The sequence below is a fragment of the Mycetocola sp. Y171 genome (genome assembly GCF_056713165.1).
Genome location: NZ_JBWYGX010000001.1, coordinates 1,374,485 through 1,389,183 on the forward strand (window position 1 = coordinate 1,374,485; position 14,699 = coordinate 1,389,183).

Sequence of the window (14,699 nt, forward strand, 5' to 3'; positions counted from 1 at the left end):
AGAACGCCCTACTTCGCGCGCTCGCCGAGCGACGTGCTGAAGCGGAGCAGGTAGCCGTCCGGATCCTGCACGAGGAACTGCCTCACGCCGATCTCCGAGTCACCCCTGTCGTACCACTTGGTCTCCGGATCCATGAAGAGCGGAATGCCGGATGCTGCGAGGCGCCCCAGGAGCGGGTCGATGGCCGGGACCGTGATCTCGAAGTTCACTCCCCGGCCGAGGGGATGCTCCAGGGTGTCTGTGACCCAGTCCCGACCGACCGCAATCTGGTCGAGCATGACGTGCGCCGATCCCAGGTGCAGATAGGCGAAACCCTCGTCGGCCCGGCCGTAGAGCACCTCGAATCCACAGAGGTCCACCCAGAATTCGAGACTCGTCGCGAGATCAGTGATGAGCAGTTCGGGCACGAGGCTCGGCGACGGCGGCGCGGGGTTGTCCAGGGGGTGTTTCATATCTCTCAGTATGGATGTGTCGTGGTTTCCGGAGGAAAATCCGGGAGTCTGTCCACCTATGGACGATCGACCCCCTGAATGTCCTCCCGAAACGCCGTCACGACGCGGGCCGGGGCATCCTGAGCAGTCGGAGGCCGCTGAAAATGAGCGTCTGCTCGGTCTCGGTGGCGACGATGACGAACAGGACGTCGTCGCAGTGGGAGCACCTCACCGTGGTGTCGGGCTTGTTGATGACGACCGTGCTCTGTGCGAGCACCGCCTCATCGCCACACGAATTACAGACGGCGATCGTCGTGGTCGGTTCGACAGCGAGGACTTCGGCGAGCAGCCCGGCGATGACGTTGCCGTCAAGATGATCGGAAGCCACCATCAGATTCCTCCAAAACGCTCGGCGTGGATGTCTTTGGCCGGGTGACCGAGTTCGATCAGCCAGGTGAGCACCGTCTCGACGAAACCGGTCGACCCGCAGACGAAGAGCCGGGGCCGTTCCGCAGGCCGGAGCGTCCGCTCGGCGAGCAGCTTGAGTGAGATGCGGCCCGGAGGGCCCGGCCAGTCGTCGGGGGTCCGACGTGAGAAGGCCAGCTGAACGACCGCCGACGGATTCTCCGACGGGATGCGTTGCAGCTCGTCCCTGAAGAAGAGATCGTCAGGTGACCTCAGGCCATAAAGCAGGTGCATGGGAGTGGCGCTCGCGGCGGCGGCGTGAGCGCGGAGCATCCCGATGAACGGAACGACGCCAGAGCCCCCGGCGATCAACTGGACCGGTCGCGGATCGGGGCCGGGTTTCCACACGAACCATCCGCCGAGCGGACCCTGGATCTCGAGCTGGTCACCGGCGCGGAGGTCATCGACAAGAAAGGGCGAGACTTCGCCGTCGACCACTCGATCGACGGCGAGTTCGATCCGGGTTCCTGCTCCCGCCGAGGCCAGGGAGTACGACCGGCTGGCCTGGTAGCCGTCCTCGGCAGTGAGCCTGATGTCTATGTGTTGCCCACCGTCGTTCCCCGGCCAGGTCGGAACGTCGAGTGTGATGAGCCGGGCGTTCGGCGTGAGCTGCTCCGCCGTGACCACCGTTCCGATGTGCCACGTCGCCGCGAACGTCATGAATAGCGTTCCTCGAGCCATGGGTCGCCACGCAGATGGTACCCGCGCTCCTCCCAGAACCCTGCGTCGTCTGTCGGCATCATCGTGAGGCCGCGGATCCACTTGGCGGACTTCCAGAAGTAGAGATGCGGCACGAGCAACCGGGCCGGACCGCCGTGCTCAGGGGTGAGCGGGGCGCCGTCGGCTTCGAAGGCGATCCATGCCTTTCCGTCGAGCATGTCGCGCAGGGGCACGTTCGTCGTGTATCCGCCGTAGGAGTGGGCCATCGTGAAGTTCTGGCGGGTGTCCACCTCGGCGAAGATGGCATCCAGCGGCACCCCACGCCAGCGCATCCCCAGCTTCGACCAGTGGGTGACGCAGTGGATGTCGATGGTGAATTCCTCGACGCCCAGCGCGTGCAACTCGTCCCAGTCCCAGGTGTAGTCGGTGCCGTCTTCGGCCCGCACCGTGAAGCGGAATTCGTCGGTCGAGATGTGCGGCGTCGCCCCGGCGCTGAGCACCGGCCAGTCCTGCACCTGTGTCTGGCCGGGCGGGATGCGATCATCCTCGGAACGAGGGCGGCCGCGGAAGCCTCTGGTGATCAATGCCATCGGAACTCCTCACTCGAGCACGTCCACACAGCCAAGCACTCGGCGCACCGTGATGTCCAGAGGTTCGGGGCGGATTCCGCGAGATGGCAGTTGAGCACCCAAAACCCGATCACGGGCCCGTTTTGGGTGCTCAATTGCGATCTCGCGAGCAGCGGGTGCGGAATAGCGCGATGCGAACGCGCGTTCCCCCGGGGGTCGCCGTCCGGCGGCATCCGCCACAGAAAGGCATCCGCCACATGGATTTGTTCTCGCCCGTCACCCTCGGAGATCTCCACCTGCCGAACCGCGTCGTCATGGCCCCGCTCACCCGCATGCGCTCAAGCGCTGAGGGCGTTCCGGGCGATCTCGTCGTCGAGCACTACGCACAGCGAGCAGGCCTGGGCCTGATCATCACCGAGGGCACGTACCCGAGCGCTGAATCCCGGTCGTACCCCGGCCAGCCCGGCATCGTCACCGCCGAGCAGACCGAAGGATGGCGCCGCGTCGCCGATGCCGTCCACGTCGACGGTGGGCGCATCGTCATGCAGATCATGAACGGCGGCCGCGTCTCGCACACCGCGATCACCGGCACCGAGCGCATCGTCGCCCCGTCGGCCATCGCCATCCAGGGCGACGTGCACACGCCGGAAGGCAAGCTGCCGTTCCCGGTACCGCACGCGCTGACCATCGACGAGCTCGCCACCATCCGCGACGAGTTCGTTGCCGCTGCCCGCAACGCCATCGACGCCGGACTCGACGGTGTCGAGGTCCACTCGGCCAACGGCTACCTGCTGCACCAGTTCCTCTCCCCCGCCTCCAACCAGCGCGACGACCAGTACGGCGGATCCCCCGAGAATCGAGCCCGCTTCGTCATCGAGGTGACCGAAGCGATCGCTGCCGAAATCGGAGCCGGACGCGTCGGCATCCGCCTGTCGCCGTCGCACAACATCCAGGACGTTCTCGAAACGGATGCCACGGACGTCGCCGCCACCTACGGCATCCTCGTCGACGCACTCGCGCCGCTCGGACTGTCGTACCTCAGCGTGCTGCACCACGAACCGACCGGCGAGCTCGTGCAGAACCTGCGCAGCCGCTTCGGCGGGGCGCTCATCACGAACAGCGGGTTCAGCTCCATCACCACGCGCGACGAGGCCGTCGGCCTCATCGACGACTCCCACGCGGATGCCGTCGCGGTCGGCCGCCTGGCCCTCGCGAACCCCGACCTCGTCGAGCGCTGGCAGAACGAACACCCGCTGAATGAGCCGAACGCGGCGACGTTCTACGCGGCGGGCGCCGAGGGGTACACCGACTACCCGCGGCACTCCGCGTAAGGTCGCACCCCCGCGATTTGCGCACTCACTCACCCGTTCCGGACCTGCTCACCTGGTGTACCTGGTGAGTTCGTCCGGAACGCGTGAGTAGGTGGGGGCGCACCAGCGCGCGGGGCCTCGGTAGGCTGGCGACACCATGCTGAGCTACCCGAAGTCCCACACCGAGGGCGGACGCGACCGCAACCTCCCCGAACCGCACACCGACGATGAGGACGAGTTCCGCGTCGACGTCGAGCGCATCCGGTTCTCGCCCTACTTCACGCGGCTCTCCGCGGTCACCCAGGTGATCCCGCAGGCCGGCTCCGGCACGATCGTACACAACCGGCTCACGCATTCGCTGAAGGTGTCGGCGGTCGCCCGTTCGATCGCGGTCGGCTTCCGCGACGCCTCAGACAACGTGCGCAGCATCGTCGACGACCTCGGCGGATGCGACCCCGTCGTCGTGCAGGCGGCCGCAGCTGCCCACGACCTCGGCCACCCGCCGTTCGGCCACCTCGGTGAACAGGTGCTCGACCGCGTGGCCCGCGAACGCCTCGGCCTGCCCGACGGTTTCGAGGGCAACGCCCAGACCTTCCGCATCCTCACCGCGCTCGACAGCTGCGACGCCACCCCGCGCGGCCTCAACCTCACCAAGGCCGTCCGCGCCGCAGTGCTGAAGTACCCGTGGACGCGCAACGAGTGGCGCGCGATGCCGCCCCGGCCGGCCGAGCAGCTGCCCCGCGGAGTCGGGACCGACGTGACATCCGGAGCCCTGAAGTTCTCGGCATACTCGATCGATGCGCTCGAGATGGCTGACGTGCTCTCGGTGTTCCCTGCGATCGGCACGCACCAGCAGACGCTCGAATGCTCGGTGATGGATATCGCCGACGACATCGCGTACTCCGTGCACGACCTCGACGACTTCTATCGCGCGGGGGTGCTGCAGTACACGGCCGTGTCCTCAGAACTGAACGGCTGGCTGGCCGCGCAGACCAAGCTGGCAGAGCTCGACGACACCGAGCTGGCCTTCCGTCGCCCGGGCCACTCGCTCGAGGCGGCGTGGCGCAAGGTGCAGGAGAAGGATGCCTGGATCGCCGACCCGGATGCCTTCCGCAACTCGGTCGAACGCGTCACCACGGATCTCGTCGAGGGCCTGCTCACCATCCCCTACGACGGCGGACTGGATGCCGATCGTGCCGTCGCCGCCTTCACGCGGAGGTGGATCGACCGGCTCAAGGGGAGCATCCGGGTCGAACGCGATCCCAACATCCGCAGCGGACATGTGCGGCTGAGCCGCCAGGCCTGGCACGACGTGATCGTGCTGAAGTTCGTGCACACCCGGTTCGTGCTCGACCGGTCCGACCTCGCCGTGTACCAGCGCGGTCAGGCGCGCGTGATCGAGACACTGGCCGACGGCTTCCACTCCTGGCTGAACGACCCGGCGGATGCCGCCCGCGCGCCCCGCAGGCTGCTCGACTCGGTCGAGGCAGCGACCGAGGAGTACCGGCAGTTGCGCGACAACGCGCCCGAGTACCTCGTGGTCGCCGGCGTCGGAACGGGCGAAGCCGACCTGACCCGGCTCGGCAAGAGCCGTGCGGTCGTCGACTACATCGCCTCGTTCACGGATGCCCAGGCCATGTCGGTCGCGACGCTGATCAGTGGCACGTCCGACAACCTGTGGGAGTCGGGGCGGAGCCTGTAGGCCCTCTGTACGTAACTTCGGAGATTCGCGTCGATGAGGAGATGAACGAGCCCGATTCGGCGGTTTGGAGAGAAATCTCCGAACTTCGGGACAGCCCTCCGGGTTCCTTGCCTCGGCTGGTGCGCTCGCACGATGCTCAGGAGATCACACGGTTATCAGGACCGAATACGGCGAAATCTCCTGCGAATCGCGAAATCTCCTGATCTGGCGCCGTAGAAGCGGGAGCAAAATCGCCCGACGGTAAACGACTCGCAGCAAATGAACGTAACGTAGAGAGGTGGCACTTCCGGCAGTCGGGAGCTGGGGAGACGCCACGCACTGAGAGGTTCTGCCGTGAGCGACGAATGTAAGCATGGATTCGAGCAGGGATTCTGCGATACCTGCTTCCCGAAGCCCGCCCCGGTCATCGAGGCGAAAGAGCCCGCGAAGCGCGTCGGTCGCGTCCGTGCCCCTGCCCGCACGCCAGGCACCGCAAAGGTCACCGCCCCTGCCGCCAAGCTGCCACCGTTCAACGCCGGCGAACTCCGCCTCTACCACGTGACCCACATCAGCAACCTGCCGGGGATCCTCGAGACCGGCAGCCTGCTGGCGGATGCCGCCACCCCGGTCGTCGACATCTCCTCCCCCGCCAACCGCGAGGCACGGAAGACCGTGTTCGTCGCCGGTCAGCAGGAATCGCCGGTCGCCTCGTTCGTTCCGTTCTTCCTCTCGCCGGATGCGAGCCTGTGGCGGAGCATCCGTTCGGGCAAGCCCGACTACCGGCTGTCGAAGGACGTCTCGGCTCTCGCCGTCAACGACTTCGTCGTGCTCGTCACCACGATCGGCGCCGCGAGCGTCGTCGAAGCATCCACCCTGTCGAACGTCGTCGTCGCAGACGGTGACGCGGCCGGTTCGCTCACCCCCTTCGCGGCGAACCCCGCCAGCGCCGAACGGATGCTGCGCAAGCTGCGCGCCGACGAGCAGTCGGAGGCGATCCTCGAGGCAGAGGTCCTCGTCGCCGGACAGGTTCCCGTGGAGAAGATCGCCCTCATCGGTGTCGCGAACGTCACGGTGCGCGAACAGGTCAAGCGGATGCTGGCGCCCACCCCGTATGCGACGAAGGTCGCGGCGTACACGCCCTGGTTCGAGGCCGTCGAGTAGTCCCGCGTTCGGCGGTTCGGGATGCTCGATTTGCCGCATTCGGTCCTCCCTGGAGGCAATGAGCGACCGTTTGTGGCGACTCGAGCCGAGGGCGCGTATCGCACGCAAAAGCCCCCCGCTACTGCCGAAGCAGCAACGAGGGGCCTTCGCAGTCGTGCTCAGATCAGCAGTTCGGCAGCTTCGCCGACACGTTGACGTACCGCGGACGGTAGTTGTCGACGTCGGTGTAGACGTCGTTCGTGTCGAAGCTGTTGACGTTGTAGCTGATGTTCAGCGTGTGGCCGTTGCCGAGCTCCGGGTGCGCCTTCGCGTTGTAGGTGAACACGTTGCCGTTGGTCTCAGGCGTGGAGTACAGCACCGTCTTGCCCTCGAACGGACCCGTGAGTGACGTACTGCGGTACATCACGATCTTCGAGCTGAGGATCTCCGTGGCATCCCCGGTGACGAGCGTGTACCGACCCTGGAACTTCGTCACGCTGAACTCGTTGGCGACACCTTCGAGGATGCGCTTCGAACCGTTCGGGTCGCTGACCCAGCCCGACTCCCCCAGGTACTCCCATGCACCCGTCGTCAGCTGGCCGCTGCGAACGCGTGCCAGGTGCGCGAACTTCTGCGACTGCAGGTCCTCGACGCCGTAGACGTAGGTGTACGTGCCGTCCTCATAGATCGCGGATGCCCACTGCACCGGGCTGTCCGGCAGGATCGTGACGCCCTCGAGCGACATGTCGCTCAGCGAGAACGAGGCGATGGCCGTGCCGGCGAACGCGAAGTCGAAGTTGCCCGGCCCGGTCTTCTCGAACTCGAGCAGCATCACCCGCAGGTGCTCGCCCTCGACGGTAGCGTCGCCGAACCAGTACCAGTTCTGCGCCTCGTTCCCGCCCTCGACGTGGACGAGGGACTCAGGAGCATCCGCCGTCCCACCGGTGTATGTGGTCAGCGTCCCGTGGTCGTCGACGATGATCGAGTTGTGGATGAACGGCGAGTCGAGCGGCCGCGAATGGTCGGCGTTCACGGTGCCGAGGAACGTGTCGGAGTAGATCCAGGCGATCTTTCCGCCCGGCAGCTTCACGCTGTATGCCGAGTCGGCGCCGGTCCAGCGGCCGGCCGTGTCGCCGTACTCCCCGAATTTCTCGGTGAGCTCGGTGTCGACGCTGGCCGAGATCCGCGGCGTGCAGTGCTTGCCGGTCTCCGGTGCGATCGTGGATGCTCCTGCGGCGGTCGCGGGGACCGTCACCATCGTGATCAGCAGCCCGAGGCCGGCGGCGATGGTCGCTGCCCGAGCCCTCCGGCTGGGCGCGGGGGTCGTGGTTCGTCTCATGAAATGGTCACTCTCCATCGAGTTGGCCGGGCATGGAGCCGGCGGGATAGCCCTGCTCGCCCGTGTCTGTTAACGTTACCAATGGCGAGAGTAACATTCAGAGCCGGGTCTGCCTAGGGTCACGACCGGATGCCCCGCGGTAGTACCGTGAGATCGCCGCGATATCGGGCAGAAAGGGAGGCACATCGTGACCGGTTCTGCCAAGCCTGCCCGCCAGCCCACGATCAAGCAGGTCGCCCTCCAGGCCGGCGTCAGCCCGATGACCGTTTCCCGCACACTCGCCGGTGGCCTCAACGTGCGGCCCGACGTGCAGGAACGCGTGCTCGACGCGGTGAAGTCGCTCGGCTACTTCCGGAACGAGAATGCCAGGAGCCTGCGCCCCGGCCAGGCCAGCGGCCTGATCGGCGTGGCCATCACCAACCTCGCCAACCCGTACTACAGCAATGTCGCCCTGGGCATCGAAGAGGTCGCTGCGCAGCACGGCAAGCGGATCGTCCTCGGCAACACGAACGAGGACGGCGGGCGTGAGAAGCAGCTCATCGCCGACTTCATCGGGCGCCAGGTCGAGGGTCTCGTCCTTGTCCCGTCCGGCGGGGCATCCGAACACCTGCAGCCGGAACGGCTGGGGGATACGCCGATCGTGCTGGCCTCGCGCCGCGTCTACGGACTCGACGTCGACACCGTCCTGCTCGACGACGTCGGCGGGGCGTACCGGGGGACCAGCTGGCTCCTCGACGCCGGCCACAAGCGCATCGGCTACCTCGGAAACGTGCTGTCCGTCTTCACCGGACAACGCCGGTTCGCCGGTTTCGAGCGGGCGCTGGCTGAACGCGGGATCGTCCCGGACCCCGAACTGATCCAGCGTGGCCAACAGGATGTCGACACCGCGCGGGCGGCCATGGAGCGGCTGCTCGACCTGCCGGAGCCTCCCACGGCGGTCTTCGGTGCCAACAACCGGAATACCATCGGTGCCCTCAAGGAGATCGGCCGCCGGATGCGTGCCGGCGCCGACGCCGCTGACCTGCCCACCCTCGTCAGCTTCGACAACTTCGAGCTCTCCGAGCTCATGCCCGTGCCCGTCGCCGTGCTCGAACACGATGCCAGGCAACTCGGCAGGGAGGCTGCCACCATGCTCTTCGCCCGGCTCAGCGGCACGGCCGATCCGGGCACGGCGCGCACGGTCGAAATGCCGGTCACGCTCGCCGTCGCGGGTAACTGACCCCGAAAGAACCGCAGAACCACGGTCCGCGAAAGCCGGTTGCGCGATCCGTTTGTTGCATGGTAACGTTACCAACCGTACCGACACCCACAACGAGGAGGGAAGAATGACCGAGCTCTGTTTCGACTTCGGCGGCACCGCCGTCAAAACCGGTCTTCTCTCCGACGGTGAGGTCCTCGCGTCCCGCGAATTCCGGGTCTCCGGCACCTCCGCAGACCTGACCGAGGCCGAACGCATCGGCCGCGAACTCGTCGCCGCTGCAGGCGCACCGATCTCCTCGATCGGCATCGCCCTCCCTGGAGTCGTCAACCAGCGCACCGGCCAAATGGTCGCCGCTCACGGCAAGTACGGCTACCTCGGCGACCGCGACATGCGCGACTGGGCCAGCACGGCCTTCGGCGTTCCCGCCGGCATCGAGAACGACGCCAGGGCGGCCCTGCTCGGCGAGACCACCTACGGGGTCGCCGCAGGAGCGACGGATGCCGTCGCCGTCACCCTCGGGACCGGGATCGGCACTGCCGCCCTCATCGACGGATCCCTTCTGCGCGGCGCCCACGACCACGCTGGCATCCTCGGCGGCCACGTCACTGTCGACATCGACGCTCCGGCGTGCCCGTGCGGCAACATCGGGTGCGCCGAATCGCTGGCCAGCACGTGGGCCGCAGGCGCCGCCGTGCTCGCCCACCCGGATGCCGCGTCTTCCAGCCTTGCCGCGACGGAGACCATCGGCATCCGCGAGATCATCGAGGCCGCCCAGGCCGGCGACGCCGTGGCATCCGACGTTCTCGCCCGCTTCCTCCGGGTCTGGGGCGCAACGATCGTGTCGCTCTGCCACGCATACGACCCCGACGTCGTCATCATCTCCGGGGGAGTGATGCGCTCCAGCGACGTCGTTCTGCCCGCCCTCACCGCCTACGTGAACGAGCACCTGTGGTCCTCGGCCCACCGCCCAGACATCGTCACCCCGGCGAACCCCGAACTTTCCGTCCTGCGAGGCCTCTCGGTCATCGCCAGGAACGCCACCGACCAGGAGCACGCACGATGACCCCTCCGCACCACACCCACCAGTCCGGTTACGTCAAGCAGCCGACGATCCCGCTTGCCGCGGGGGAGTCCGTGCTCTCGGGCGCGGCCGCCTGGCAGGCCGTGCACGAGAGCGCGACGGCGTCAGCGGGAACGAGAGCGCCCGTCGTCGTCGTCGACACCTACCCCGGCGTCGACCTCCCCGAACTCGTCGAGCAGCTTCGCACCGGGCTTCCCGACTACCGGATCATCGACGTCGAGACCGCCGCTGCCCTCCCGATCGCCGAGATCGACCAGCGCATCGCCCACAACCTCACCGACGACCGGGTGTTCGGGGTCATCAGCCACGCCACCCTCGACGTGTTCTACGACGCCGAGCGCCTCGCGGCCGTCGGCGACGACATCCGTTCCACGCAGAGCCCCACTGTTGTCGTCGGCTGGGGTGCCGCTCTCGCCGCACCGGATGCCGACGCCACCGTCCTCGTCGACATGGCACGCTGGGAACTCCAGCAGCGGCAGCGTGCAGGCGCCACGAACTGGCGTTGCGACAACGCCGGCGAAGACAACCTGCGCAAGTACAAGCGCGGCTTCTTCGTCGAATGGCGCGTGGCCGACCGGCACAAGCTCGAACTGTTCGCCACTCTCGACTTCGTGCTCGACGGCAACGCCATCGGGGGAACAGCAGCGACGGATGCCGCAGGCATGATCACCGGCACGGCGTTCCGTTCCGCGCTCCGCCAGTCCACCTCAGGTCCGCTCCGTGTCGTTCCGTTCTTCGACCCGGGTGTCTGGGGCGGGCAGTGGATGAAGGACAAGATGGCGCTCGACGAGTCCGCGCGCAACTACGCGTGGTGCTTCGACTGCGTGCCCGAGGAGAACTCGCTCCTGCTCGAGGCCGACGGCAAAGTCGTCGAGATCCCGGCCATGGACCTCGTGCTCGCCGAGCCGCGTGCCCTCCTCGGCGACAAGACCTTCGCGCGCTTCGGCGCCGAGTTCCCGATCCGGTTCGACCTGCTCGACACCATGGGCGGCGGAAACCTGTCGCTTCAGGTGCACCCGCTGACGAACTACATCCAGGACAAGTTCGGCATGCACTACACGCAGGACGAGAGCTATTACCTGCTCGATGCCTCCGACGACGCCGTCGTCTACCTCGGCACGAAGACCGGCACGGACCCGCAGGAGATGCTCGACGACCTGTGGGCGGCGACAGACGGACAGCATCCGTTCGACGCCGAGAAGTACGTCAACATGATCCCGGCGAAGAAGCATGACCACTTCTCCATCCCGGCCGGAACGGTGCACTGCTCCGGATCCGACTCGATGGTGCTCGAGATCTCGGCAACCCCGTTCATCTTCACCTTCAAGCTCTGGGACTGGGGTCGCCTCGGACTCGACGGCATCCCGCGTCCTGTCCACCTCGAACACGGTGGCAGGAACATCCAGTGGGACCGCGACACCGAATGGGTTCAGGAGAACCTGCTCGACCAGGTCGAAGTCCTCTCCCAGACCGACGAGGTCACCGAAGAACGGACCGGCCTGCACGCCCTCGAATTCATCGAGGTGCGCCGCCACTGGTTCGACACCGAAGCTGCCCACGACACGGAGGGGACGGTCAACGTCCTCAACCTCGTCGAGGGAGACCAGGTCGAGGTCGTGAGTCCGACCGGCGCGTTCGCGCCGTACCGGATCCACTACGCCGAGACCTTCATCGTGCCCGCGAACGTCGGGCCGTACCTGATCCGGCGAACGGCTGACTCGAAGAGTGAGTCATTCGCCACCGTCAAGGCTTTCGTGCGCGGCACGAGGGACAACGACACCGCACTTCTCACCACCTCACCCGAGTAACACACAGCACAAGGACAAGGGAGTTCGAAAATGAGGACCACAAAGACCAGGATCGGCGTCGTCTCGGCGCTGTCCATCACCGCGCTGTTCCTGTCGGGATGCTCCGGCGGAGGCAACACGAACGACGGCGAAGTCACCGGCGAGCTCAACTTCTACACCGACAAGGCCGCATGGGAGCCCGACTTCGAGACGCTGAACACCGCGAGCGGTGACGACGTCGACATCACGCTCAACACCACCGGATATTCGGACGCGAACCAGTACGACGCCTTCATCAAGCAGTCGTTCCGCACCGCGAAGAGCCCCGGCCTGTTCAGCTGGCACACCGGCGACGCGATGAAGGAACTCGTCGACGAGGGCCTGCTGGCCGAGACGACGGACATCTGGGACAAGGCCATCGAAGAAGGCTGGGCGACCGAAGAGCTGAAGAAGTACTACACCTACGACGACAAGCAGTACTGCGTCCCGATGAACATCGCCTACTGGGTGATGTACTACAACAAGACGATCTTCGACGACAACGGCATCGAGGTCCCGGCCACGTGGGAAGACCTCGACGCGGCCGCAGCGACGCTGAAGTCCGCCGGAGTCACGCCGTACTACCAGACCAGCCAGCTGTTCACCTTCCAGTGGTTCCAGCAGCTCGTCGCCGGCACGGACCCTGAGCTGTACGAAGGCCTGAGCACAGGCGAGGTCAAGTACACCGACCCCGAGATCGTCGACATCATGAACGTCTGGCTCGAGCAGCAGGAGGCGGGCTGGTTCAGCGACGCCGGCAGCACGACCGACCCCGCCGTCGGCCTCAAGCAGGGCGACTTCGCCATGATCAACTTCGGCAGCTTCTTCGGCGGTTCACTCGACGCCGCAGGCATGACCGCAGGAACCGACTACGACTTCTTCGTCATCCCGGCCACGAACGCCGAACTCGACAAGACTCCGGTCGCCGTCGAGACCGGCCCGCTGTGCACGGCTGAGAACTCGAAGCAGAAGGACCTCGGCCTCGCCTACTCCGAATGGTGGATGTCACCAGACGCCCAGACCGCATGGGGCGACGCCCGCGGAGACGTGCCGTTCAACCCCAAGGCCGAAGTGAAGAACGAAAGCCTGTCCGAGCTCGGCCAGACAGTCGCAGGCAGCGACTACTCGCTGTTCGAGCGCTACTTCGAGGCAACCCCGACGCCGATCCTGACCGTCGCCCTCGAGCAGTTCGGCGCATTCAACGCCAACCCCGGTGACCCGCTGCCGTTCCTGGAGAAGATCCAGGCCGAAGCGGACAAGTACTGGGCAGAGCAGGAATAGTCGCCGGTGGCGAAGTCGAAAACGCCGTACCAGTGGTCAGCCCGGGGCTTCATGGCCCCGGGCGTGATCATGGTCGCGGTGCTCCTGTATCTTCCGCTGATCTGGACCACGTTCCTCAGCTTCACCGAATACAACGGGCTCGGTGACCCCGACCTGGTCGGCTTCGCCAACTACGTCGAGATGTTCGAGGACCCGGACTTTCTCGGGTCGTTGGGGAACACTCTCCTCTGGGTGATCGGCACGCTCATCGTGCCGGTCGGCCTCGGTCTCGCCCTGGCCCTCCTCACCTGGAACCTTCCGGGTGGGGTGTGGCTGCGCCTGCCGTTCCTCATCCCGTACGCCATCTCCGGAATCGGCGTCGGCCTCATCTGGTCGTTCATCCTCCAGTCGAACGGTGCACTCGACCAGGCGCTCGGCGTGTTCGGCATGGTCGAGACACCGCGCTGGCTCGTCGACTCGCCGCTCAACACGCTCGTCATGATCGTCGCGTCGTCGTGGCAGGGTGTCGGCGTGAACGCACTGCTGTTCACCATCGGTCTGCAGTCGATCCCCAAGGAGCCGCTCGAAGCGGCCCGCGTGGACGGCGCGACCGGTGTGCGGCTGTTCGGCGAGATCCTCTGGCCGATGCTGCGTCCGCTCACCGCTGTCGTCGTGGGGTTGTCGATCGTCGCCAGCCTCAAGACCTTCGACATCGTGCAGGGCATGACCAAGGGCGGGCCAGGCCGGTCGTCCGAGACGCTCGCCCTGACGATGTACAAGGAGACGTTCGTGAACAGCGAATACGGACTGGGTTCGGCCATCGCCGTCTTCCTCACCGTCGTCACCCTCGTGGCATCCATCCTGTACCTGCGTGAGCAGCTCTCGAAGAAACACGAAATGTAGGGATGCCGACATGATCCGATTCCTCAAAACCGCCGTCCTCGTCTTCTTCGGCGTGATCTGGCTGCTGCCCGTCTACCTGCTCATCATCAACGCGGCGAAGTCGCCGCTCACGTACACGTCGAAGGAGGCGTGGATCCCGACGGACTTCTCGCTCTTCGCCAACATGGCCGAGGCGCTGCAACTCTCAGGCCTCGCCGACAGTGTCGTGAGCACGGTCATCTACAGCCTCATCTCGCCGATCATCGCCGTGCTCGTCGGTGCAGCCGCCGGTTACGCGATCGTCGCCCTCCGGCTCAAGCACGGGTTCCTCTGGTTCGTGGTGATCTTCGGCGGAACGGTGTTCCCGCTGCAGATGGTCCTGCTGCCGCTGTTCGACGGATACTCCCGCATCGGCCTCTTCGACACCCAGCTCGGCATGATCATCGTCTACACGGCGATCAGCATTCCGTTCTCGGCGTTCGTCATGCGCAACTTCTTCACCGGCATCGCGCATTCGACGTTCGAGGCCGCCGTGCTCGACGGAGCCACCACCTGGCGCATCTTCACCCGGATCTATCTGCCGATGGCATCCAGCGCACTGGTGGCGATCTTCATACTGCAGGCCACCTTCATCTGGAACGACCTGCTGCTCGGCCTCACCCTGAGCCAGTCGGACAGTGTCCGGCCGATCGTCACGACACTCAGCGGAATGCAGAGCACCTACGGCGGCGCCCAGCTGTCTACGGTGCTCGCCGCAGGTGTGCTCGTGTCGCTGCCGACAGTGATCCTGTTCCTGTTCACCCAGAAATTTTTCGCCCGCGGCCTCGCGCTCGGGCAGTACTAGCCTCGGAGCC

14 protein-coding genes are annotated in these 14,699 nt (G+C 66.1%); 9 read left to right on the forward strand and 5 right to left on the reverse strand.

Going from position 1 to position 14,699, the window contains the following annotated elements:
* Nucleotides 1–8: 8 nt before the first annotated feature.
* The 4 genes from AC1M2K_RS06595 to AC1M2K_RS06610 form a co-directional block, all read right to left on the reverse strand.
* Entirely contained in the window at nt 9–452 is a 444-nt protein-coding gene (locus AC1M2K_RS06595; protein WP_480240326.1) for a bleomycin resistance protein, read from the reverse strand.
* Nucleotides 453–549: 97 nt separating this feature from the next.
* Nucleotides 550–822 carry a DUF6510 family protein gene (locus AC1M2K_RS06600; protein ID WP_480240327.1) on the reverse strand — a complete coding sequence of 91 codons (273 nt, stop codon included), beginning with the start codon at nt 820–822 and terminating at the stop codon, nt 550–552.
* A complete protein-coding gene (locus tag AC1M2K_RS06605) occupies nt 822–1,556 on the reverse strand; it encodes an FAD-binding oxidoreductase (protein ID WP_480240328.1) in 735 nt (244 codons plus the stop codon). The genes AC1M2K_RS06600 and AC1M2K_RS06605 overlap by 1 nt, the downstream gene beginning before the upstream one ends.
* A complete protein-coding gene (locus AC1M2K_RS06610) occupies nt 1,553–2,146 on the reverse strand; it encodes a molybdopterin-dependent oxidoreductase (protein WP_480240329.1) in 594 nt (197 codons plus the stop codon). The genes AC1M2K_RS06605 and AC1M2K_RS06610 overlap by 4 nt, the downstream gene beginning before the upstream one ends.
* A 236-nt stretch (nt 2,147–2,382) precedes the next feature.
* Here AC1M2K_RS06610 and AC1M2K_RS06615 point away from each other — a divergent pair, with 236 nt between their 5' ends.
* The 3 genes from AC1M2K_RS06615 (at nt 2,383) to AC1M2K_RS06625 (ending at nt 6,277) form a co-directional block, all read left to right on the forward strand.
* Complete coding sequence (locus AC1M2K_RS06615) at nt 2,383–3,456, forward strand: alkene reductase (RefSeq protein WP_480240330.1); 1,074 nt, start codon at nt 2,383–2,385, stop codon at nt 3,454–3,456.
* Nucleotides 3,457–3,592: 136 nt separating this feature from the next.
* Nucleotides 3,593–5,137 (forward strand): deoxyguanosinetriphosphate triphosphohydrolase family protein, encoded by a 1,545-nt coding sequence (locus AC1M2K_RS06620; RefSeq protein WP_480238810.1) that lies wholly within the window; start codon nt 3,593–3,595, stop codon nt 5,135–5,137.
* A gap of 333 nt (nt 5,138–5,470) precedes the next feature.
* Nucleotides 5,471–6,277, forward strand: a complete 807-nt coding sequence (locus AC1M2K_RS06625; protein WP_480240331.1) for a DarT ssDNA thymidine ADP-ribosyltransferase family protein — start codon at nt 5,471–5,473, stop codon at nt 6,275–6,277.
* Nucleotides 6,278–6,440: 163 nt separating this feature from the next.
* On the opposite strand, the gene AC1M2K_RS06630 is transcribed toward AC1M2K_RS06625, so the two are convergent.
* On the reverse strand, nt 6,441–7,595 hold the full coding sequence (locus tag AC1M2K_RS06630) for a DUF4185 domain-containing protein (RefSeq protein WP_480240332.1): 1,155 nt from the start codon (nt 7,593–7,595) through the stop codon (nt 6,441–6,443).
* 187 nt (nt 7,596–7,782) lie between these two features.
* Here AC1M2K_RS06630 and AC1M2K_RS06635 point away from each other — a divergent pair, with 187 nt between their 5' ends.
* The 6 genes from AC1M2K_RS06635 (at nt 7,783) to AC1M2K_RS06660 (ending at nt 14,689) form a co-directional block, all read left to right on the forward strand.
* Complete coding sequence (locus AC1M2K_RS06635; RefSeq protein WP_480240333.1) at nt 7,783–8,814, forward strand: LacI family DNA-binding transcriptional regulator; 1,032 nt, start codon at nt 7,783–7,785, stop codon at nt 8,812–8,814.
* 106 nt (nt 8,815–8,920) lie between these two features.
* Nucleotides 8,921–9,859, forward strand: a complete 939-nt coding sequence (locus AC1M2K_RS06640; protein WP_480240334.1) for an ROK family protein — start codon at nt 8,921–8,923, stop codon at nt 9,857–9,859.
* Entirely contained in the window at nt 9,856–11,685 is a 1,830-nt protein-coding gene (locus AC1M2K_RS06645; RefSeq protein WP_480240335.1) for a class I mannose-6-phosphate isomerase, read from the forward strand. Before AC1M2K_RS06640 ends, AC1M2K_RS06645 begins: the two co-directional genes overlap by 4 nt.
* A 30-nt stretch (nt 11,686–11,715) precedes the next feature.
* Nucleotides 11,716–12,984: an ABC transporter substrate-binding protein gene (locus AC1M2K_RS06650; RefSeq protein WP_480238794.1), complete on the forward strand. Its 1,269-nt coding sequence runs from the start codon at nt 11,716–11,718 to the stop codon at nt 12,982–12,984.
* A gap of 6 nt (nt 12,985–12,990) precedes the next feature.
* On the forward strand, nt 12,991–13,866 hold the full coding sequence (locus AC1M2K_RS06655; RefSeq protein ID WP_480238793.1) for a carbohydrate ABC transporter permease: 876 nt from the start codon (nt 12,991–12,993) through the stop codon (nt 13,864–13,866).
* Nucleotides 13,867–13,876: 10 nt separating this feature from the next.
* Nucleotides 13,877–14,689, forward strand: coding sequence for a carbohydrate ABC transporter permease (locus AC1M2K_RS06660; RefSeq protein ID WP_480238792.1), 813 nt, complete (start codon nt 13,877–13,879; stop codon nt 14,687–14,689).
* The last annotated feature ends 10 nt before the right edge of the window (nt 14,690–14,699 follow it).

Coding starts and splice junctions, on each gene's coding strand:
- AC1M2K_RS06615 (WP_480240330.1), top strand. CDS start 2,383: ATGGATTTGTTCTCGCCCGTCACCCTCGGAGATCTCCACCTGCCGAAC.
- AC1M2K_RS06600 (WP_480240327.1), bottom strand. CDS start 822: ATGGTGGCTTCCGATCATCTTGACGGCAACGTCATCGCCGGGCTGCTC.
- AC1M2K_RS06630 (WP_480240332.1), bottom strand. CDS start 7,595: ATGAGACGAACCACGACCCCCGCGCCCAGCCGGAGGGCTCGGGCAGCG.
- AC1M2K_RS06640 (WP_480240334.1), top strand. CDS start 8,921: ATGACCGAGCTCTGTTTCGACTTCGGCGGCACCGCCGTCAAAACCGGT.
- AC1M2K_RS06610 (WP_480240329.1), bottom strand. CDS start 2,146: ATGGCATTGATCACCAGAGGCTTCCGCGGCCGCCCTCGTTCCGAGGAT.
- AC1M2K_RS06660 (WP_480238792.1), top strand. CDS start 13,877: ATGATCCGATTCCTCAAAACCGCCGTCCTCGTCTTCTTCGGCGTGATC.
- AC1M2K_RS06620 (WP_480238810.1), top strand. CDS start 3,593: ATGCTGAGCTACCCGAAGTCCCACACCGAGGGCGGACGCGACCGCAAC.
- AC1M2K_RS06650 (WP_480238794.1), top strand. CDS start 11,716: ATGAGGACCACAAAGACCAGGATCGGCGTCGTCTCGGCGCTGTCCATC.
- AC1M2K_RS06605 (WP_480240328.1), bottom strand. CDS start 1,556: ATGACGTTCGCGGCGACGTGGCACATCGGAACGGTGGTCACGGCGGAG.
- AC1M2K_RS06595 (WP_480240326.1), bottom strand. CDS start 452: ATGAAACACCCCCTGGACAACCCCGCGCCGCCGTCGCCGAGCCTCGTG.
- AC1M2K_RS06645 (WP_480240335.1), top strand. CDS start 9,856: ATGACCCCTCCGCACCACACCCACCAGTCCGGTTACGTCAAGCAGCCG.